Below are 20495 nucleotides of genomic sequence, written 5' to 3'. Positions count from 1 at the left end.
CGTGTCGCGCCGCGACGCGGTGGACGCCGCCGTGGCGGGCGTGGTGCAGCGTTTCGCGCGCATCGACGTGCTGTTCAATCACGCGGGCAGCATCGTGGTCAAACCGTTCCTCGACACCACCGACGAGGATTACGACTGGCTCATGGACGTCAACGTGCGCAGCATGTTCATGATGACGCGCGCCGTGCTGCCGCACATGCTGGAAGCGGGGCGCGGCGCGATCGTCTGCACGGCGTCGATCTCGTCGGTGGCGGCCACCCCGCTCGAGGTGCTGTATTGCACCACCAAGGGCGCGTGCGCGATGTTCGCGCGGGCGATCGCCGTGGAGTATCGCGACCGCGGCATCCGCTGCAACGCCGTGAACCCGGGCTTCATCAACACGCCGCACGGGCAGCGCGAGATCGGCGCGCTGGCGAAATACGGCTTCGATGCGAGCGAGGCGGCGCTGGCGGCGCAGCAGGGGCGGCTGTGCGCGCCCGAGGAAGTGGCGCAGGCCGCGTTGTTCCTGGCGAGCGACGATGCATCGTTCGTCAACGGCGCGCACCTGTATGTGGACAACTGCTTCACGGCGGCCTGAGCGCACCGGTTCCGGGCATCGGGCATCCTGCGCGCGGCGCGGCCGCTCGCGTACATGAAAGGGATTCGTCATGGACATCAAACACACGGCCGGCGCGGCCGGCCCCGCTGACGACGACGTCAGGCTGCTGCACCAGATGGGCTACGCGCAGGAGCTGTCGCGCCGCATGGGGGCGTTCTCGAACTTCGCGGTGTCGTTCTCGCTGATCTGCATCCTGTCGGGCGGCATCACGTCGTTCCAGCTCGGGCTGTCGGCGGCCGGCGGCGCGTCGATCGGCCTGGGCTGGCCGCTCGGCTCGCTGTTCGCGATGGTGGTGGCGGCCGCGATGGCGCAGATCGCGTCGTCGTATCCCACGGCGGGCGGCCTCTATCACTGGGGCTCGATTCTCGGCGGCAAGACCTGGGGCTGGCTCACCGCCTGGCTGAACCTGCTCGGGCTCGTGTTCGTGGTGGCCGCGATCAATTACGGCACCTACGATCCGTTCTTCAAGACCATCATCGCGCCGCTGTTCGGCGTGTCGCCCGATTCGCTCGGCTGGGGCGCGCAAACCCTGTTCCTCACCGTCATCACCGCGTCGCAGGCGCTGCTCAACCATCGCGGCATCCGCATCACGAGCCTGATCACCGATCTGTCGGGATACCTGATCTTCGTGGTGACGATCCTGCTGGTCGCGGCGCTGCTCTACTACTCGCCGGTCAAGCTCGATCTGTCGCGCCTGTTCACCTTCACCAACTTCACCGGCACCGACGGCGGCATGTGGCCGAAGCAGACGATGGCGATGGCGTTCCTGTCCGGCCTGCTGCTGACGGCCTACACGATCACCGGCTTCGACGCCTCGGCGCACACCTCGGAGGAAACGCGCGACGCGTCGCGCAACGTGCCGCGCGGCATCATCGGCTCGGTGTTCTGGTCGACCACGTTCGGCTACGTGATGGTGTGCTCGTTCGTGCTGGTGATGCCGAGCGTGGCGGACGCCGTCAAGCAGGGCACCGGCTTCTTCCAGGCGATCCTCGCGCCGATTCCCGGGCCGCTGCGGCTCGTGATCGAACTGCTGATGTTCTTCATCAACTACGTGTGCGGGCTGGCGGCCGTCACCTCGACCTCGCGCATGATGTACGCGTTCGCCCGCGACGGCGGCCTGCCCGGCTCGAAGTGGCTGCGCCGCGTGAACGCGCTGCACCGCACGCCGGGCACGGCGATCTGGACCTCGGCGATCCTCGCGATCCTGATCACGCTGTACGGCGACGCGTTCAGCGTGCTGAGCGCCGGCAGCGCCGTGTTCCTGTTCATCTCGTACGCCATGCCGATCGCGGCCGGCATCTTCGCGGAAGGACGCACCTGGACGCAGAAGGGGCCGTTCCAGCTCGGCTGGCTCTCCAAGCCGTTCGCGGCGGCGGCCGTGGTGGGCGCGCTGGTGCTGGCTTACGTGGGCATCCAGCCGCCGAACGAGAAGGTGATCTACGTGATCGCGGCGCTGCTCGTGCTGCTGCTCGGCGTGTGGTACCTGGGCGGCGTGCGCAAGAGCTTCGCGGGGCCGCCGCTGGGCGGGCTGTCGAAGGAGCGCGAGCTGGCGCTCGAAGGCATGGAAGAGCGGCTCGGCGAGCAGTAAGCGGCGCGCCGCCGCGCGATCACCGGCCCTCGAACACGCCGGGGATCGCGCGCCCCAGCGCCTGCGCGCGCCGGTACACCGCTTCCATCAGCCGGCTCACGTTGTGCGACGGCGGCGCGAAGCGCGAATAGACGAAGTGCGCGGTCAGATCGATCGGCTCGCGCAGCGGACGGATCGCGAGCGCGCTGCCGGTGGTCGCGAAGTTGTCGACGATCGTCACGCCGAGGCCGCCCTCGACGAGCGCCAGCGCCTGATCGGAGCGCATCACGTCGAGCGTCGATTTCAGTTCGACGCCGGCCTGCTGGCACGCCTGCGCGATCGTCGTGCCGAACGGAATGTCGCGCTTGAACAGCACCATCGGCTCGTTCGCCAGATCGGCCAGCGACACGCTCGGCTGCGCCTCCAGCCGGTGCCCCTTCGGCAGCGCGCACACCATTTGCCCGTGCATGAACGGGATGTTCTCCAGGTGCTCGTGCAGCACCGGCATCGCCGAGATCGCCACGTCCACTTCCTTGCTCAGCAGGCCGGTGGGCATGTCGGCGATCAGCGTGGTCTGCCAGCTCACCGTCAGCGCGGGCAGCTTCTGCTTCAGATCCACCAGCGAGGGCGCCACCACGCTCATCGCCAGCGACGCGCTGCACGACACGCGCAGCAGGCTCGACGGCCCGAGCGACAGCGCATGGGCGAATTCGTCCACGCGCTGCGCGGCCTGATAGAGCTGCTCCACCTCGCGAAACAGCGCATGCGCTTCCGCCGTCGGCACGAGGCGGCCCTTGGCGCGCTCGAACAGACGCAGGCCGAGCGTCGTTTCGATATGCGAAACGAGTTTGCTGACGGCGGGCTGCGAGACGAACAGCATCCGCGAGGCGGCGTTGATCGAGCCCGTCAGCATGACCGCCCGGAACACCTCCATGTGACGCAGCTTGAAGCGCAAGGCCCCTCCAGGGATTAACCGAAAGTTATAGGTTACCGGCGATCGCGCATACGACAAACCGGGCGTTTCTCCCTAGTATCGGCTCGGTACATCGCTCAATCAGGGAGACAGGCAGGATGAACCGGCTCGATTTACAGGACCGCGTGTGCGTGATCACCGGCGGTTCGGGCGCGATCGGCAGCGCCATCGCCGACCGTTTCGTGGCGTCGGGCGCGAAGGTCGTGCTCTGGGACATCGACGGCGCCGCCGCGCTCGCGGCGGCCGACAAGCTCGGCGCGGCCGCGTCGGCGCAGGTGGACGTGACGGACGCCGCCAGCGTGGCCGCCGCCGCGCAAGCCGCGTTCGCGCACTTCGGATCGATCGACGTCCTGATCAATGCGGCCGGCATCAACGGCCCGATCGGCCCGGTCGAGACCTATTCGATCGACGCGTGGCGGCAGGTGCTCGACATCAACCTGACGGGCGTGTTCATCTGCTGCCGCGAGGTGCTGCCGTATCTGCGCCAGGCCAGCCATGGCCGCATCGTCAACCTCTCGTCGGTGGGCGGCAAGGAAGGCAACCCGAATCAGGGCGCGTACGGCGCGTCGAAGGCCGGTGTGATCGCACTGACCAAATCGATGAGCAAGGAACTGGCGGACACCGACATCCGTATCAATTGCGTAACACCTGCCGCGATCGAATCGGAGATGCTGCGCAACATGACGGCCGAATCCCGACAGTTCGTACTCGCGAAGATACCGCTCGGGCGCGCGGGACGGCCGGACGAGGTGGCGTCGATGGTCGCGTGGCTGTCGACGCAGGAGTGTTCGTTCACCACCGGTGCCGCGTTCGACCTGACGGGCGGTCGCGCCACCTACTGATTGCGCGGGGCGCGACCCATGAAAAGGCTTTCCCTGTCTCATTTGACGGTGCTCGAAGTGGGGCCGCCGAACCTGATCGTGCTGGCGGCGCAGGCCGGTTTTCGCGCGGTCGGCATCCGGCTCTGCGCGCCGATGCCGGGCGGCGTGGAATATCCGCTGCGCGCGGGCACCGAGGCGCTGCGCGAGACGCAGCGCCGGATGGCCGCGCTCAACGTGGCGGTGTCCGACATCGAGGTGGTGCGGATCGGCGCCGACACGCGCGTCGACGATTACCTGCCGGCCTTCGAGGCGGGCGCGGAGCTCGGCGCGCGGCGCGTGTGCGTCAATATCGACGATCCCGACCGCGGGCGCGCGGTGGACCGGCTCGCCGCGCTCTGCGACCTGGCGCGGCCGCACGGGCTCGCGCTCGACGTGGAATTCATGATCTGGCGGCCCGTCGCGCGGCTGGAGGATGCCGTCGACGTGGTCAGGCGGGCGGGCCGCGACAACGCGTTCGTGCTGATCGACGCGCTGCACCTGATCCGCTCGGGCGGCACCGTGGAAGCGGTCGCGGCGCTCGATCCGGCGCTGATCGGCAGCGTGCAGCTGTGCGACGCGCCGCTCGAATCGCCGCCGGCCTCGGGCATCATCGACGAGGCGCGCGGCAACCGGCTGCTGCCGGGCGACGGCGAGCTGCCGCTGCACGCGTTGCTGGCGGCGGTGCCGGAGCACGTGCCGCTGGGCGCGGAAGTGCCGCTCGCCTGCCCGTCGGATCCGGCGCAGCGCGCGTGGCGCGTGCGCGAAGCCACCGAACGGCTGCTGCACGGCGACGGCTAGCCGGCAACCGGCGGCCCGCAACACAACAAACATGGAGACGACAATGACGACGAACACGGTGCACAACGGCGCGACCCAGGCGGCCGCCCCCACCGAGCACAAGCGCCGCGCACGCCGCGCGGCGATCGCCGGATGGATCGGCAGCGCGCTCGAATACTACGATTTCTTCATCTACGGCACGGTCGCGGCGCTCGTGTTTCCGCGCATCTTCTTTCCGCCCGGCGACCTCGCGGCGGCCACGCTCGCATCGATGGCCACGTTCGGCGTGGCCTATGCCGCGCGCCCGCTCGGCTCGTTCCTGATGGGGCATTTCGGCGATCGGCTCGGCCGCAAGGTCGTGATGGTCGGCACGCTGCTGCTGATGGGCGTGTCGACGTTCCTGGTGGGCTGCCTGCCGACCTTCCAGAGCGCCGGGCTTCTCGCGCCGGCGCTGCTGGTGGTGCTGCGGATCCTGCAGGGCATTTCAGCGGCGGGCGAGCAGGCCGGCGCCAATTCGATGTCGTTCGAGCATGCGCCGGCCAACCGGCGCGGCTATTACACGAGCTGGACGCTGAGCGGCACGCAGGGCGGCCAGGTGCTCGCGCCGGCCGTGGTGCTGCCGCTCGCCGCGTTCCTGTCCGACGATCAGCTGCTGTCGTGGGGCTGGCGCGTGCCGTTCTGGCTGAGCGCCGTGGTGGTGGTGGTCGGCCTGCTGGTGCGCGCGCGGCTCGACGAAACCCCGGCGTTCCAGCGCGAGGCCTCGCACGGCGAGCTGCCGCGCGCGCCGCTCAAGACGCTGTTCTCGACCTATCGCAAGGAATTGCTGCAAGTGTTCTTCGCCGCGCTGATCGCGTCGATCGGCACCACGTTCGCCGTGTTCTCGCTGTCGTTCTCGCGCACGATGACGCATCACGTCAGCACCTCGACGATGCTGTGGACCGCCATCGCCGGGAACCTGATCGCGGTGTTCGTGATTCCCGTCTACGCGTCGCTGTCGGACCGGATCGGGCGGCGCCCGGTGTTCATCGCGGGCAACCTGATGTGCGCGGTGTGCACGGCGCTGTTCCTGTGGGCCGTCGCCACCGGCAGCGATGCGCTCGTGCTCGGCACCGGCGTGCTGCTCGGCGGCATCGTCTACAGCATCACGAACGCCGTTTGGCCGGCCACCTACGCCGAGCGCTTCCCGACTCAGGTGCGGCTCTCGGGCATGGCGATCGGCACGCAGTTCGGGTTCGCGGTGGCCGGTTTCGCACCGCTGATCGAGACGGCGCTGATCGGCAAGTTCGGCACCGCCGCGTGGGTGATGCCGGCCGCGTTCGCGGCGTTCGTCTGCCTGCTGTCGGCCGCGTCGATCTACTCGATGCGGGAGACGTACGACGTGCCGCTCGAACGGCTGGGGAAGGGGGAGGGGTGAGCCGCCGGCGCGGCGGCATGCGCCGGGAAACCGGCACGCGTCATTGCGCCGGCTCCGCGAGGCCCTTCAGCAGCACGGCATGGAACTGCGCCGGATCCTGCATCTGCGGCGCGTGGCCCGCATCGGGGAATTCGACGAGGCGCACGTGCGGGATCGCCGCGGCCGCCTGCTTGGCCAGCAGCGGGTAGTTGCCGAGCGTCGGGCGGATTTTCGCGGGCGCGTATTCCTTGCCGATCGCCGTGTTGTCCTTGTCGCCCACGATCAGCAGCGTGGGCGTTTGCAGTTGCGGCAGTTCGTAGACCACCGGCTGCGTCAGGATCATGTCGTACAGCAGCGCCGAATTCCACGCCACGCGCGCGCGATCGGGGCCGCGATACATGCCGGCCAGCATCTGCACCGACGGCTCGTAATCGGCGCGCCACTGGCCCGCGAAATAGGTGTTGCGCTCGTAGTTGCGGATCCGGTCCGCGCTCGTGTGCAGTTCGCGTTCGTACCACTGATCGACCGACACGGGCGGCACGCCCTTGGCGCGCCAGTCTTCCAGGCCGATCGGGTCGACCAGCACGAGCTGCTGGGTGGCGTCGCGATAGGTCAGCGCGTAGCGGATCGCCAGCATGCCGCCCGTGGAGTGGCCGATCAGCGTGGCCTGCTCGATGCCGAGCGATTGCAGCAGCGCATGGGTGTTCAGCGCGAGCTGCTGGAACGAGAACTGATAGCTGTCCGGCTTGCTCGATTTGCAGAAGCCGATCTGGTCGGGCGCGATCACGCGATAGCCCGCTTCGCTGAGCACCTTGATCGTCGGCCCCCAGGTGGCCGCGCAGTAGTTCTTGCCGTGCAGCAGCACGGCGGTGCGGCCGTTGGCCTTGCCGGCGGCGGGCGGCACGTCCATGTAGGCCATCTGCAGGACCTGGCGCTGCGAATGGAAGCTGAAATGCGAGACCGGATACGGGTAATCGAAGCCTTCGAGCTGCGCGCCGTAGACGGGGCCGTCGTCGGCCTTGGCGGCGCTGCCGGTGCGAGGCGGCGTGGAGGCGGGCGCTGATGCGGTAGTGGACGCGGGCGCCGCGGCCGGCTCGGCGGCGCGGGCCGGCGCGGACGCCACGGCAGCCAGCGCACCCGTCATCAGCAGTGCGGCCAGCGGCCGCGCGCAATCACGAGCGCGAACAGCGCGGGGGAGCAGGCGAGGGAAGATCGTCATCGGGGCATCCGGGAGCGTGAAGCGCACAGTGAAGCACAAAGCACGGAAATCCCGATTGTTGCCGCGCGGCCGCGTTCTCCGCTAGGGGCCGGCGCGTGAATTGACCTTCAAGCGAAACAGGAAAATCGCGCCGATCTTCCTGTCGCCGTGAAAGGCCCGGCTCCCGATTCGGGCGTCAGGCGAGCCGGATCTTCGGCTGCGCCAGCCCGTTGAGCCGCTCGGCCGCCCACAGCAGCGACGCCTTGCCGAACCCGTGCAGCGCCTGCTGATGCCGCCGGTACAGCATCGCGTGGCTCAACTGCGCGAGACGCCCGCGAATGTTGCCGCCCCTGAAGAAGCCGAACTGGCCGAGCGTGCCGAACGCGTCGTATTCGGCCAGCGACACCAGCGAGCCGAAGTTGCGGTAGGCGAACGGCGGCAGCGTGCCGCCCGCGAACCAGCCGGGCAGCGCGGCGGCCAGGTGCTCGGCCTGCTGCGTGGCGACCTGCGCGGTGGGCGGCAGCGGGTGCGCCTCGCCGTCGAGTTGCAGGCTCGCGCAGTCGCCCACCGCGAACACGGCCTCGTCGGCCCGCGATTGCAGCGTGGGGCCGACGATCACCTGGTTCGAGCGCGTGGTGTCGAGGCCCGCCAGCCCGGCCATGAAATCGGGCGCCTTGACGCCCGCCGCCCACACCATCAGGTCGGCCGGCACGAAGCCATCGCCGTCATGCCGGTAGCCGCCCTCGGTCGCGCCGGTGACGCGCGTCGAGGTCATCACGCGAAAGCCCATCTTCGTGAGCACCGCTTCGGTCTGCTCGGAGATGCTGGGCGGAAACGCGGCCAGCACGCGCGGGCCGCTCTCGATCAGCGTCAGTTCGAGCCGCTCGCGCACGGTCGGGTCGCCATAGCCCGAGGCGATCTCGAGCAGCCGGCTCATCTCGGCCGACAGTTCCACGCCGGTCGCGCCGGCCCCGACGATCGCCACGCGGAACGCCTCGTCGCGCGCGATGCTGCGGAACAGGCGTGCGCGCAGGATCTCGTTGAAACGGGTGGCCTGAGGCTGGCTGTCGATGAAGTGCGCGTGCTCGGTCACGCCGGGCGTGCCGAAATCGTTCGCATGGCTGCCGAGGGCCAGCACCAGCGCGTCGTACCCGATGCTGCGCGACGACAGCACGCGCTCGCCGTTCGGCGCGCGCAGCTCGGCCACCTCGATGCGCTTGCGGTCGCGATCGAGCCCGCACATCTCGCCGGGCTGATAGGTGTAGCCGTGCGCGGCCGCGTGCGCGATGAAGCTGACCTGCTGCTGGTTCACGTCGCGCGTGCCGGCCGCGATGGTGTGCAGCATCGGCTTCCAGATATGGGTCGGGCTCTTGTCGACGAGCGTGACGTCGATCGCGCGGCCGGCGCGCGCCTGATGGCTCAGCTTGGTCGCCAGCAGAATGCCGGCGATCCCCCCGCCTACGATCACAACGCGTTTGGATGTCTTCACGGATTGATTTAATTCAACAAGTGATGAATTATTCGGATCCTATCGACGGGAACGCGCTGCGTCAAATTTACGCGGCGCTTCAATCTGTTGCGAATTCAGAAACAAATGAGCGGTGATGGCGGTGAAACAGGCTGACGACGTGGCGCGCGAGGCGGCCGCACAAACGGGCAAACACGTGGGCAAAGACGCGGACCAACACGCGGGCAAGCGCGCACGCGGGCGGCCGCTGCAGCGGGCTTCGGTGGGGCGCGAGGCGATCCTGCGCGCGGCGCGCGGAACGTTCGCGCGGCGCGGGTTCGACGCCACCAGCGTGCGGGAAATCTCGCGCGAATGCGGCGTGGACGCTGCGCTGATCGCGCATCACTTCGGCGCGAAGGACGCGCTGTGGCTGGCGGTGGTCGAGCATATCGCCGAGCACACCGAAGCGTTCGTCGCGGCGCTGCGCGCGCTCGGCGGCGCGCCGCTGACGGCCCGAGAGCGGCTGGAGCAGGCGATCGCGCTGCTGGTGCGGGAAGTGTTCGCCGAGCCCGATCTCGGCATGTTCTTCTCGACCGCGGCCACGGCCGAGGGCGAGCGCCTGGACATCCTGATCGACAAACTGGTGCGGCCTTGCCGCGACGCGTTCGTGCCGTTGCTGGCCGCTGCCGCCGAAGCCGGCGACATCGCGATGGCGGACGCCGATCTGAGCTTCTTCATGCTGGTCAACGCGATCAGCACCACGGTGTCCTACGAGCATCTGCTGGCGGCGTTCACGCCGTTGCCGCAGCAGCGCGAGCGCTATCAGCAGGCGGTGCTGGCCACGGCGATGAACCTGCTCGGCCGATAACGCGCGTTCAGTTCGGCGCTCGGAACAGCTCCTGGCCGGCGAAATCGATGAACACGCGCAGCTTCGGCGCGAGATGCCGGCTCGACGGCCAGAGCACGCGGAACGTGCCGTGATGCACGACGTACGGTTCGAGCACGGCCGCCAGCGTGTTGTCGCGCAGCGCGCCGCGCACCATGAAATCGGGCAGGCAGGCGATGCCGCGCCCGGCCAGCGCCGCGTCGTACAGCGGCTCGATCGTGTTCGAGGTCATCGCCGCCGATAGTTGCGCCTCGAGATCGGCGTCCTGCCAGTCGAGCGGCCAGGCCTCGCGCCGCCCGGTGCTCGGCAGGCGGTGATGCAGGCACGCGTGCTGAAGCAGATCGCGCGGCGTGCGCGGCGCGCCGCGTTCCGCCAGATAGGCCGGCGCGGCAACCAGCATCAGCCGGAACGCGCCGATCGGCCGCGACATCAAACGCGAATCGGCCGGCTCGCCGGTGCGGATCACGGCATCGAAGCCTTCGTCGATGATGTCGACCAGCCGGTTCGAGAAATCCACGTCGAGCTCGATCTCGGGATAGCGCGCCATGAAGCGGGTCAGCATCGGCATGACGAGGCTGCTCACCAGCGGCGCGCTGATGCGCAACCGGCCCTGCGGCGCGCGGCGCGTGGTGGACAGCTCCAGTTGCGCCGCTTCGACCTCCGACAGAATGCGCCGGCTGCGCTCCAGGAACAGCGCGCCTTCGGCCGTCAGCGTGACGCTGCGCGTGCTGCGGTGGAACAGCCGCACGCCCAGTTGCGCCTCCAGGCGGCTCACGCTCTTGCCCACCGCCGACGGCGACACGCCGAGCAGGCGGCCCGCCTCCGAGAAGCTGCGCGTATCCGCGACCTGAACGAAAAAGCCGATGCTCGTCAGCGAATCCATGCGCCGCCCCGATTTGAGAGTGTTTGTCCGAGATCTTCGGAACTCTAGCCGGTTTTTCTTCAACCGACGCGGCGCTACGCTTCGGGTCGGCCGGTTCCCGCTATCCCACCGGCGCCGCGGGCCGGCCGTGCGGCGCTGGGCGAGGTTCGATTCGATCCCATGAAACTTCTTTCCATCCTGCTGGTGATCGTGGCCGGCATGGGCCTTTCGGTGGAGGCCGCGCTGCTCGGGCCGCTCGGCCGCGAGGTCGGGCATTACTGGGCCAGCCTGTGCCTGTTCGGCGTGGAGGCCGCGCTGATGTATCTGATGATGCTGTTCTGGGGGCCGCGCAATCCCGCGCCGTTCCTGCGCGCGCCGGGCTGGCAACTGACCGGCGGCATCCTCGGGCCGGGTTATGTGGTGGTGCTGACGGTCGTCGCGCCGGTGATCGGCATCGCCATGACCATGACCGGCATCCTGGCCGGGCAGGTCGGCAAGAGCCTGCTGATCGACCATTTCGGCTGGTTCGGCGCGCCGCGGCGGCGCGTCGACGCGCGCAAGTGCATCGCGCTGCTGTTCGTGGTGGCCGCGCTGGCGCTGATCGCAGGGGGCCAATCGTGATCGTGATCCTGATGGTGGTGCTGGCCGTGATCGGCGGCGCGCTGCTGAGCGCGCAGGTGGCGGTGAACGGCCGGCTGGCGGCCGAGCAGGGCGCGATCCGCACCACGTTCCTGACGTTCCTGGTGGGCACCGTGTTCTGCGCGATCCTGGTGGTGCTGTTCGAGCCGAGGCACGCGCTGACGCTGCTCGACGTGCCGAAGTGGCAACTGCTCGGCTCGTTTCTCGGGCTGATCTACGTGCTGACGATGGCGTTCGCGGTGGGGCGGATCGGCACGGCCGTGGCGACCGTCGCCGTGATTCTCGGGCAGTTGCTGATGTCGATCCTGATCGACGACTTCGGCTGGATGGGCAACCACGCAATTCCGTTTTCCACGTCGCGCTGCCTGGCGGCCGTGTGTCTCGCGATCGCGTTGTACTTCATCTACACGAGCAATACGGCCGAGGCGGCGGTGGCCGAGGAGAAGGCGAACGCCTGAGGCGGGCGGCGCGTGTGGCTTGCGGCGCCTGCCGCGCGCGTGTCGTGTACGAGGCGCTCAGGACGGCCGCGCGTCGCGCGGGCCGTTCGCACCGGGGCGCACCGCGCGCGCGAGCCGCGCCAGCCATGGCGCGATCCACGCCTCGCCGTTGACGATCACGAGCCCGGCCATCACCAGCGCCGCGCCGGCCATGAACGCCGCGCCCGGGTGCTCGTCGAGCAGCAGCACGCCCCACGCCACGCCGAAGATCGGCGTCATGAACGACAGCACGCCGAGACGCGCGGCCAGATAGCGGCGCAGCATCGCGAACCAGATCAGGAAGCTCGCGAAGCAGACGAACAAGGTCTGGAACGCGAGGCTCGCCCAGAGCGCCGGGCTGCCGTGAAAGTGCGCTTCGCCGAACAGCCAGGATGCGGGCAGCAGGATCGCGAATGCGCCGGACAACTGATAGAACAGCGTCTGCGTGGCCGGCGCCTCGCTCATGCGGCTGACGCGCACCACCACGGTGGTCAGCCCCCAGGCCGCGCCGCCGGCCAGCGCGAGCAGGTCGCCGAGCATCCACGACGCGATGCCGTGGCCACCGCCGCTACCGCCGCCGCCCGTGAGGCTCGGCACCAGGAACGCCAGCGCGATGCCGAGAAACGCCAGCGCCAGCCCGCTCCATTGCAGACGGCTCAGGCGTTCGTCGGGCAGCCGCAGGTGCAGGCCCAGCGCGGCGAACATCGGCGCGGTGTAGAGGAACACCACGACGTGCGAGGCGCTGGTGCGCGCGAGCCCCTGCGCGACCAGCAGGAATTCGGCGGCGAACAGCAGGCTGACGGCAAGCGCGCCCGGCAGGATCCCGCCGCGCAGCCAGCGGTCGCGCGCCACGACGCGCCCGTAGAGCCACACCAGCACCGCCGCCGCGCCCGAGCGCAGCGCGACCTGGAGGATCGGCGCGGCATCGGCGGCCGTCAGCTTGATCGCCACCTGCTGGAAGCTCCAGATCAGGCACAGCACGATCATCAGCAGCGTGGCGCGGGCGTCGACCGCTTTCCTCATGGCCAGGATTCCGAAGTGTGAGGCTGACAGTATTGGCGAAACGGTTTCGTGCGATATAGTGCAAAACTGACATTCAATCGCGCGAGAACGCCAGAGCATGAAACGCGGCATTCCGTTCGCGGCCGCGCACGTTCGCGAGCCGCCGTTCACCGACACCATGCCGGCGCCGGTGTTCTTCCGCACCGAGCACATGCCGGCGCACGGCCGCTATCCGGAGCTGTGTCACCCGTGGGGCGAATTCGTCTATTCGTTCAGCGGCATCGCCGAGGTCGCGGCCGGCGCGCAGCATTTCCTGACGCCGCCGCATCTGGGCCTGTGGATTCCGCCCGAAACCGAACACACCGGCTTCAACCATCACGAGGCCGTGCATTGCTCGGTGTATATCCGCCGCGATCTGTGCCGCGGCATGCCCGACAGCGTGTGCGCCGTGATGGTCACGCCGCTGCTGCGCGCGATCCTCGAACAGCTGCGCGACGACGCGCAGGCCGGCGGCCATGCGCCGAGCCGCGCGCGGCTGCTGCGCGTGCTGGTCGATCAATTGCTGATGTGCCGCACCACCGGCAGCTTCGTGCCGCGCACCGACGACGCCGAACTGGGCGCCGTGCTCGGCTGGCTGCGCGACGATCCCGCCGACAACCGCACGCTGGCCGAGCTGGCGGCGCGCGTGAACCTGACCGAGCGCACGCTGATGCGCCGCTGCCAGAGCGAACTCGGCATGTCGCTGACGGAATGGCGGCAACGGCTGCGGCTCGTGACGGCGCTGCCGCTGCTGCGGCAGGGGCAGAGCGTGGAATCGGTGGCGTTCGATCTTGGCTATGCGTCGTCGTCGGCGTTCATCGCGATGTTTCGGCGGTTGACCGGCGAGAGCCCGAAGCGGTTCGTCGGGTAGGTCTGCCGGGGGCGGGCAGGGCCGGCTGCGGCACCGTTACCGCCGGCGCGCTCGCCTGCATCAGCTCGACGATCCAGTCGATGAACACGCGCAGCTTGCGGCTGACATGGCGGTTCGGCGCGTAGGCGAGATGGAGTGGCATCGGCACGATCTCCCAATCCTCGAACAGCGGCACGAGCTCGCCGGCCGCCACCGGCTGCGACGCCATGTAATGCGGCAGCCACAACACGCCCATGCCGGACTGGCCCGCCGCGAGATAGGCGTTGCCGTCGTCGACGATCAGCACCGGGCGGCCGTGCACCTGCAGTTCCTCGGCCGCGCGCCGCATCGTGTAGGCGAGCGCCTTGCCGCTGCGCGCCTGCCGGTAGCCGACGATCCGGTGCGCGCCGTCCTGCAGGTCCCGGGGATGGGCCGGCACGCCGTGCTGCGCCAGATACGCGGGCGCGGCGTAGGCCCCGATCGGCAGGTCGGCGATGTGCCGGGCCACCAGCGACGTATCGCGCAGCGCGCCGCCGCGAATCACGCAATCCACGCTCTCGTCGATCAGGCTCACGTGACGATCGCTGACGCCCAGTTCGAGCTGGATGTCCGGATAGCGCGCCTGGAACGCCGGCAGCGCGGGGATCAGCAAAAGGCGCGCGAACGGGCTCGGCACATCGACGCGCAGCCGCCCGCGCGGCGCGGTGGCGGCGTGCGAGAGCGCGGTGTCCGCGTCGTCGAGCGCCGCCAGCAGGAACTGCACGCGCTCGTAGTAGGCCGCGCCGTCGGCTGTGGCCACCACCTTGCGCGTGGTGCGGTTCAGCAGCTTCACGCGCAGGCGCGCCTCCAGTTGCTGGACGAGCTGGCTGACCGTGGTCTTGCTCATGTGCAGCGTGTGGGCCGCGCGCGTGAAGCTGCCGGTTTCCACGACCCGGGCGAAGGCCTGCATCGCGTCGAACCTGTCCATGCGGGATCCTGATTGTGTGGGGAATGCAAACAGTGAAGGCCAGTGTTGCCCATTTATCGGGGGCGGACAAGCGCCGTAAGGTGTCGTTTCCGATCTCAACCGCAGGAGTGTTTCGATGACCCGACGCGATGTCGTTTTCCCCGCCGGCCGCCAGGCCCTGTATGACCGCCATCACTATTCGGCCGGCGTGCGCGCCAATGGCTTGCTGTTCGTGTCGGGCCAGGTCGGCAGCCGCGAAGATGGTTCGCCCGAGCCCGAAATCAAGGCCCAGGCGCGGCTTGCCTTCGAGAATCTGAACGCGGTGCTGGCCGCCGCCGGCTGCCGCTTCGACGACGTGCAGGACGTCACGCTGTTCGTGGTCGATCCGCAGCGCAACTTTGCACCGGTGTGGGAGGTGTTGCCCGAGTATTGGGGCGAGGCGCCGCATCCGGCGCTGACGGTGGTGGGGGCGACCTGGCTCTCCGGGTTCGACGTGGAGATCAAGGTGGTGGCGAAGCTGCCGGGCGCGTGATCGGTGGGGGCGGCGCGTCAGCCGGCAGCGTGTTCGCCGCTCGCTGACGCGGCCGGTGCATCGCCGAACATCGGCAGTTTGCCGTCGCCGTATTGATGCAGCACCTGCGCGATGACGACGCGATAGCCGTCCAGCCAGCGCGCCTGCTGCTGCTTGGCCTCGAGGTGCGCGGGATGGCCGATCAATTGCTTGAGCGCCGCTTCCGATGCCCAGTAGTAGACGTTCTGGATCAGCGTGCCGTCGGCGTTCTGCCATGCTTCCTCGCCGAGATAGCCGGGAATGGCGCGGGCGATTTCGGCGATTGTCTCGTCGAGCCGGTGGAACGCCGCGTCGTATTGGCCGGGGCGGAAGATGAAGGTGGAGGCGTACATGCGGTGGTTCCGGTGAAGGCGCGCGAGAACCGGCGGCCGTGCCGCTGCCGCGCCTGAAAAAGAAACCGGGGCCGAAGCCCCGGGTTTTCAATCGATTTCCAACCGCCGCCCACTCACTCCACAGTGACCGACTTCGCCAGATTTCGCGGCTTATCCACATCCGTCCCGCGCGCGCACGCTGTGTGATACGCCAGCAACTGCAGCGGCACCACGTGCAGGATCGGCGACAGCGGCCCGTAGTGCTCCGGCATCCGAATCACGTGCAGGCCCTCGTCGTTGACGATGTGCGTGTCGGCATCGGCGAACACGTACAGCTCGCCGCCGCGCGCGCGCACTTCCTGCATGTTCGACTTCAGCTTCTCGAGCAGCGTGTCGTTCGGCGCCACCGTCACCACCGGCATCGCTTCGGTCACGAGCGCGAGCGGCCCGTGCTTCAGTTCGCCGGCTGGGTAGGCCTCGGCGTGGATATACGAGATTTCCTTGAGCTTCAGCGCGCCTTCGAGCGCGATCGGGTAGTGCAGCCCGCGGCCGAGGAACAGCGCGTTTTCCTTGCGCGAGAACTCTTCCGACCACGCGATGATCTGCGGCTCCAGCGCCAGCACGCTGTTCAGCGCGGCCGGCAGGTGGCGCAACTGGCGGATGTAGTCGGCTTCGCGCGTGGCATCCACATGGCCGCGCAGCTTGCCGAGCGTCGCCGCCAGCAGGAACAGCGCCACCAATTGCGTGGTGAACGCCTTCGTGGAGGCCACGCCGATTTCGGTGCCGGCGCGCGTCAGGAATTGCTGCTCGGTCAGGCGCACCATCGCGCTGGTCGCCACGTTGCACACGGCCAGCGTGTGCTTGTGGCCCAGCGATTGCGCGTGCTTGAGCGCGGCCAGCGTGTCGGCGGTCTCGCCCGATTGCGAGATCACGACGATCAGTTGGCGCGGGTTCGGCACGGAATCGCGGTAGCGGTACTCGCTGGCGATCTCGACTTGCGTGGGGATCTTCGCGATCGATTCGATCCAGTACTTGGCGGTCATGCCCGAGTAGGAGCTGGTGCCGCAGGCGAGGATCAGCAGGCTGTCGATGTCGGCGAAGGTGGCGGCGGCCGTGTCGCCGAACAGCGAAGGATCGAACGCCTCGATCGGCGGGATCGTGTCGGCGATCGCGCGCGGCTGCTCGAAGATTTCCTTCTGCATGAAGTGGCGATACGGGCCCAGTTCGACGGCGCCGCCGTAGGCGCTGACCACGCGCACTTCGCGCTCGGCGCGCGCGCCGTCGCGGTCGACGATCTTCACGCCCGTCAGCGACAGTTCGCACACGTCGCCTTCTTCGAGGAACGTGTAGCGATCGGTGCTGCCGGCCAGCGCGAGCGCGTCGGAGGCGAGGAAGTTCTCGCCGTCGCCGAAGCCCACCACCAGCGGCGAACCCTGGCGGGCGCCCACCACGGTGTTCGGCTGATCCTTGTGGATCACGGCGATCGCGTAGGCGCCGTGCAGTTGCGCGACGGTTTCGCGCACGGCGGCGAACAGGTCGCCGCGATACAGGCTGTGCACGAGGTGGGCGATGACTTCGGTGTCCGTTTGCGAGACGAACGCGTAGCCCTTCTCGCGCAGCCCTTCGCGCAGCGTTTCGTAGTTCTCGATGATGCCGTTGTGCACGATGGCGACGGCGTCCGACGAGAAGATCGGGTGCGCGTTGTGCGTGACCGGCGCGCCGTGCGTGGCCCAGCGCGTGTGCGAGATGCCGGTGAAGCCTTCGAGCCCGGTGTCGCGCACCTGGGCGTCGAGATCCGCGACGCGCGCGGTGCTGCGCGCGCGCTTGGGCGCGCCGTTCTCGAGCACGGCCACCCCGCACGAATCGTAGCCGCGGTATTCCAGCCGGCGCAGACCTTCGATCAGCACCGGAACGATATTACGTTGCGCAACTGCGCCGACAATGCCGCACATGACGATCGATCCTCCAAATGATGAAGGCGCAGTTCGGGTGCGCCTTCGAAACGTTCAAAACCGGGTAGACAACGGGGCTGCGCGAGCCTTCCTCAGCCCTTCTTCTTGGTCGGGCGCACGTAGCCCGATTTCTCCGTCTGCTTCTTGTCGTTGAGCACCAGTTGGCCCTCGCCGACATCCTTCCAGACGGTCGTGCCGGCCGCGATCGTGACGCCGCGGCCCACGCGTACCGGCGCGACGAGCTGGGTGTCGGAGCCGACGAACACGTCGTCCTCGATCACGGTGCGGAACTTGTTCGCGCCGTCGTAGTTGCAGGTGATCGTGCCCGCGCCGATGTTCACGCGCGCACCGATGTCGGCGTCGCCGATGTAGGTGAGGTGGTTGGCCTTCGAGCCGTGGCCGAGCACGGCGTTCTTGACCTCGACGAAGTTGCCCACGTGCGATTCGTCGGCCAGTTGCGCGCCGGGCCGCAGCCGCGCGTAGGGGCCGACCACGGCCTGCGCGCCGATCTGCGCGCCTTCGATGTGGGAGAACGCGTCGATGCGGGTGCCGGCGCCGATCGTGGCATTGCGGATCACGCAGTTCGCGCCGATCGACACGCCGTCGGCCAGCGCGACCTTGCCCTCGAACACGCAGTTCACGTCGATCGACACGTCGCGGCCGCAGTCGAGCGTGCCGCGGATGTCGATGCGCGCCGGATCGGCCAGCGTCACGCCGTCGACCAGCAGCGCCTCGGCGCGGTTGCGCTGATGGATCCGCTCGAGCTCGGCGAGCTGCGCCTTGCTGTTGACGCCGAGCGTTTCCCATTCCTCGTCGGGCTGGGTGGTGACCACCTCGAAGCCGGCCTCGATGGCCTGCTCGACCACGTCGGTCAGGTAGTACTCGCCCTGCGCGTTGTTGTTGCCGAGCGCGCCGAGCCACATCGCGAGCTGCGCGGTGGGCGTGACGACGATGCCGGTGTTGATTTCGGCGATCTTGAGCTGCTCGGGCGAGGCATCTTTCTGTTCGACGATGCGCGTGACGCTGCCGGACGCGTCGCGCACGATCCGGCCATAACCGGTCGGGTCGTCGAGCGTGACGGTCAGGATGCCGTAGCGGGCGTCGGTGGCGGCGTCGGTCAGGCGCTTGAGCGTGCTCGCGCGCGTGAGCGGCACGTCGCCGTACAGCACCAGCGTGGGCACGGCCGGATCGAGCAGCGGCAGGGCCTGCTTGACCGCGTGGCCGGTGCCGAGCTGCTGTTCCTGCAACGCGAATTGCACGTCGGGCGCGTCGACCGCGGCCTTGACCGCATCGGCGCCATGGCCGACCACCACCACGAGGCGCGAGGGCGCGAGCGTGCGGGCGGTATCGATGACGTGGGAGAGGAGTGGCTTGCCAGCCAGGGGATGGAGCACCTTCGGGAGCGCCGAGCGCATCCGCTTACCGGTGCCTGCCGCCAAAATCACGATATTCATGGCGCCCGCATGAGGAGTGTTCAGAATTGAGAATTCTAGCATGCAGGCTGCGCGGAATTGGCAGCGGGACGGCCCCGATTTTGCCGCGAAACGCCCGCCGGACGGGCGTTTCGCGGCAATCGTGAACCATCGTTACAGATCGTCGAACTGCACGATCGAGATCGGTTGGCCGCCGCTGGCCGGCGCGGCGGCGTCGGTGCCGCACGGATCCTCGTCGAACGCGATGTCGCCGTCCGGATCGGCCTGGCCGCTCGCGCGCAGGCTGGCGAACGGATACAGACCGGTATCCATCAGGTGCGACGGCACCACCTTGGCGAGCGAGTTGAACATGTTCTCGACGCGGCCCGGGAAGCGCTTGTCCCAGTCGCGGATCAGCGCCTTCATCTCGGCGCGCTTCAGGTTCGGCTGGCTGCCGCACAGGTTGCACGGGATGATCGGGAATTCGCGCAGCTCGGCGTATTTCTCGAGATCGACTTCCTTCACGTAGGCGAGCGGGCGGATCACGATGTTCTTGCCGTCGTCCGATTGCAGCTTGGGCGGCATGCCCTTGAGCTTGCCGCCGTAGAACATGTTCAGCAGCAAGGTCTGGACGATGTCGTCGCGGTGATGGCCGAGCGCGATCTTGGTCGCGCCCAGCTCGCCGGCCACGCGGTACAGGATGCCGCGGCGCAGCCGCGAGCACAGCGAGCAGGTGGTCTTGCCCTCCGGCACGAGCCGCTTGACGATGCTGTAGGTGTCCTGGTTCTCGATGTGGAACGGCACGCCGACCTGCTTCAGGTATTCGGGCAGGATGTGCTCGGGGAAGCCCGGCTGCTTCTGGTCGAGGTTGACGGCGACGATCTCGAAATCGATCGGCGCGCGCTCGCGCAGGCTCAGCAGCACGTCGAGCATCGCGTAGCTGTCCTTGCCGCCCGACAGGCAGACCATCACCTTGTCGCCGTGCTCGATCATGTTGTAATCGCCGATCGCCTGGCCGACCTGGCGCACGATGCGCTTGTGCAGCTTGTTGTTCTCGTAGGCGGCTTTCTGTTCGCGGCGCGTCAGCGCGGGGCGGCCGGCTTCGGCGGCCTCGACGGCCTGGTTCTGTTCGGGGGTATGGGGGGCGTTCATGCGCGCTCCTCGTCCTTGATGCGGAAGACTTCGACGCCCACTGCGTCGCAATCGGGGTAGGCGTCCGGTTTCTCGGTGGAGACGCGCACCGCGCGCACGGCATCGTGCGCGAGCAGGCGCGCGGCGATCGAGTCGACCAGCGTTTCCTGCAGGTGGATATGGCCGTCGGCGATGCAATGCGCGACGGCCTGCTTCATCAGATCGTAGTCGATCACTTCGCGCAGCTTGTCCTGCACCGGCGTGGTGAGCGACAGCGGCACGAACACGTCGATGTTGATCACGACGCGCTGCTCGCCGCGCTTCTCGTGCTCGAACGCGCCGATTCGCATGGAAACGTCATGGTTGCGCAGGTAAAGCCTGCGGCAATCGGCGAGCCGGGGGTGCAGGAGGGCGGAAAACATGGTCGTTCCAGTCAAAGGGGCGTGCGGACACGCGAAATCTCGGCGCCGGAGCGCCTGTCAGGGTTGTCGGTCGCCGGGCGGGGCGAGGTGCTCGCCGCCGTCCACCGTCAGCGTGGCGCCCGTCACGCCCGCCGCGCCGGCCAGGTAGCAGGCGGCCTCGGCCAGCTCGTCGGCGTGCGGCGT

21 protein-coding genes and 1 pseudogene are annotated in these 20495 nt (G+C 68.6%); 10 read left to right on the top strand and 12 right to left on the bottom strand.

What is annotated here, in order from left to right:
- Positions 1–577 (top strand): SDR family oxidoreductase (locus tag G3N92_RS17045; RefSeq protein WP_206128710.1); only part of this gene is annotated, 577 nt, incomplete at its 5' end.
- Between the two features lie 70 nt (positions 578–647).
- Complete coding sequence (locus tag G3N92_RS17040; protein WP_206128709.1) at positions 648–2186, top strand: amino acid permease; 1539 nt, start codon at positions 648–650, stop codon at positions 2184–2186.
- 19 nt (positions 2187–2205) lie between these two features.
- On the opposite strand, the gene G3N92_RS17035 is transcribed toward G3N92_RS17040, so the two are convergent.
- Positions 2206–3120, bottom strand: a complete 915-nt coding sequence (locus tag G3N92_RS17035) for a LysR family transcriptional regulator (RefSeq protein ID WP_241014834.1) — start codon at positions 3118–3120, stop codon at positions 2206–2208.
- Positions 3121–3236: 116 nt separating this feature from the next.
- Between G3N92_RS17035 and G3N92_RS17030 the strand changes: the two genes are divergently transcribed.
- From G3N92_RS17030 to G3N92_RS17020, 3 genes are read left to right on the top strand one after another with little or no spacing between them, the layout of a single operon-like run.
- Positions 3237–3980: an SDR family NAD(P)-dependent oxidoreductase gene (locus G3N92_RS17030; protein ID WP_206128708.1), complete on the top strand. Its 744-nt coding sequence runs from the start codon at positions 3237–3239 to the stop codon at positions 3978–3980.
- An 18-nt stretch (positions 3981–3998) separates the two neighbouring features.
- Positions 3999–4796, top strand: a complete 798-nt coding sequence (locus G3N92_RS17025; RefSeq protein ID WP_206128707.1) for a TIM barrel protein — start codon at positions 3999–4001, stop codon at positions 4794–4796.
- A 43-nt stretch (positions 4797–4839) separates the two neighbouring features.
- Entirely contained in the window at positions 4840–6189 is a 1350-nt protein-coding gene (locus tag G3N92_RS17020) for an MFS transporter (RefSeq protein ID WP_206128706.1), read from the top strand.
- A gap of 40 nt (positions 6190–6229) precedes the next feature.
- Here the strand turns inward: G3N92_RS17020 and G3N92_RS17015 are convergent, their stop codons facing one another.
- Positions 6230–7387, bottom strand: coding sequence for an alpha/beta hydrolase (locus G3N92_RS17015; RefSeq protein WP_206128705.1), 1158 nt, complete (start codon positions 7385–7387; stop codon positions 6230–6232).
- Positions 7388–7562: 175 nt separating this feature from the next.
- Positions 7563–8855 (bottom strand): NAD(P)/FAD-dependent oxidoreductase, encoded by a 1293-nt coding sequence (locus tag G3N92_RS17010; RefSeq protein WP_206128704.1) that lies wholly within the window; start codon positions 8853–8855, stop codon positions 7563–7565.
- A gap of 175 nt (positions 8856–9030) precedes the next feature.
- Between G3N92_RS17010 and G3N92_RS17005 the strand changes: the two genes are divergently transcribed.
- The gene (locus G3N92_RS17005; protein ID WP_339385764.1) at positions 9031–9681 is read left to right on the top strand and encodes a helix-turn-helix domain-containing protein; all 651 of its coding nucleotides are present in this window, start codon (positions 9031–9033) and stop codon (positions 9679–9681) included.
- Positions 9682–9688: 7 nt separating this feature from the next.
- On the opposite strand, the gene G3N92_RS17000 is transcribed toward G3N92_RS17005, so the two are convergent.
- On the bottom strand, positions 9689–10582 hold the full coding sequence (locus G3N92_RS17000; protein ID WP_206128702.1) for a LysR family transcriptional regulator: 894 nt from the start codon (positions 10580–10582) through the stop codon (positions 9689–9691).
- 159 nt (positions 10583–10741) lie between these two features.
- Here G3N92_RS17000 and G3N92_RS16995 point away from each other — a divergent pair, with 159 nt between their 5' ends.
- Positions 10742–11182: a DMT family transporter gene (locus tag G3N92_RS16995; protein ID WP_206128701.1), complete on the top strand. Its 441-nt coding sequence runs from the start codon at positions 10742–10744 to the stop codon at positions 11180–11182.
- Positions 11179–11658 (top strand): DMT family transporter, encoded by a 480-nt coding sequence (locus G3N92_RS16990; RefSeq protein ID WP_206128700.1) that lies wholly within the window; start codon positions 11179–11181, stop codon positions 11656–11658. The genes G3N92_RS16995 and G3N92_RS16990 overlap by 4 nt, the downstream gene beginning before the upstream one ends.
- A gap of 57 nt (positions 11659–11715) precedes the next feature.
- Here G3N92_RS16990 and G3N92_RS16985 read toward each other — a convergent pair whose 3' ends face one another.
- Entirely contained in the window at positions 11716–12699 is a 984-nt protein-coding gene (locus tag G3N92_RS16985; protein ID WP_206128699.1) for a DMT family transporter, read from the bottom strand.
- Between the two features lie 97 nt (positions 12700–12796).
- On the opposite strand from G3N92_RS16985, the gene G3N92_RS16980 reads away from it, so the two are divergent.
- Positions 12797–13588 carry a helix-turn-helix transcriptional regulator gene (locus G3N92_RS16980; protein ID WP_206128698.1) on the top strand — a complete coding sequence of 264 codons (792 nt, stop codon included), beginning with the start codon at positions 12797–12799 and terminating at the stop codon, positions 13586–13588.
- Here the strand turns inward: G3N92_RS16980 and G3N92_RS16975 are convergent.
- Complete coding sequence (locus G3N92_RS16975; RefSeq protein ID WP_206128697.1) at positions 13533–14534, bottom strand: LysR family transcriptional regulator; 1002 nt, start codon at positions 14532–14534, stop codon at positions 13533–13535. The two genes, G3N92_RS16980 and G3N92_RS16975, sit on opposite strands and share 56 nt — an antisense overlap.
- Before the next feature lie 115 nt (positions 14535–14649).
- On the opposite strand from G3N92_RS16975, the gene G3N92_RS16970 reads away from it, so the two are divergent.
- Positions 14650–15045 carry a RidA family protein gene (locus tag G3N92_RS16970; protein ID WP_206128696.1) on the top strand — a complete coding sequence of 132 codons (396 nt, stop codon included), beginning with the start codon at positions 14650–14652 and terminating at the stop codon, positions 15043–15045.
- A 17-nt stretch (positions 15046–15062) separates the two neighbouring features.
- Here G3N92_RS16970 and G3N92_RS16965 read toward each other — a convergent pair whose 3' ends face one another.
- The 6 genes and pseudogenes from G3N92_RS16965 to G3N92_RS34985 form a co-directional block, all read right to left on the bottom strand.
- Positions 15063–15416, bottom strand: a complete 354-nt coding sequence (locus tag G3N92_RS16965; protein ID WP_206128695.1) for an antibiotic biosynthesis monooxygenase — start codon at positions 15414–15416, stop codon at positions 15063–15065.
- A 113-nt stretch (positions 15417–15529) separates the two neighbouring features.
- Positions 15530–17347 carry a glutamine--fructose-6-phosphate transaminase (isomerizing) gene (glmS, locus tag G3N92_RS16960; RefSeq protein ID WP_206128694.1) on the bottom strand — a complete coding sequence of 606 codons (1818 nt, stop codon included), beginning with the start codon at positions 17345–17347 and terminating at the stop codon, positions 15530–15532.
- A gap of 92 nt (positions 17348–17439) precedes the next feature.
- Complete coding sequence (glmU, locus tag G3N92_RS16955) at positions 17440–18801, bottom strand: bifunctional UDP-N-acetylglucosamine diphosphorylase/glucosamine-1-phosphate N-acetyltransferase GlmU (protein WP_206128693.1); 1362 nt, start codon at positions 18799–18801, stop codon at positions 17440–17442.
- 132 nt (positions 18802–18933) lie between these two features.
- A complete protein-coding gene (gene ttcA, locus G3N92_RS16950) occupies positions 18934–19911 on the bottom strand; it encodes a tRNA 2-thiocytidine(32) synthetase TtcA (RefSeq protein ID WP_206128692.1) in 978 nt (325 codons plus the stop codon).
- A complete protein-coding gene (locus G3N92_RS16945) occupies positions 19908–20312 on the bottom strand; it encodes a dihydroneopterin aldolase (protein ID WP_206128691.1) in 405 nt (134 codons plus the stop codon). Before G3N92_RS16945 ends, ttcA begins: the two co-directional genes overlap by 4 nt.
- Positions 20313–20369: 57 nt before the next feature.
- Positions 20370–20495 (bottom strand): annotated as a pseudogene (locus G3N92_RS34985) (short-chain dehydrogenase); the annotation flags it as partial.

It is taken from the genome of Burkholderia sp. Ac-20379 (assembly GCF_017104645.1).
Classification (GTDB): domain Bacteria; phylum Pseudomonadota; class Gammaproteobacteria; order Burkholderiales; family Burkholderiaceae; genus Burkholderia.
The sequence above is the reverse complement of the archived record's forward strand: the minus strand, read 5'-3'. Positions and strand labels throughout refer to the sequence as shown.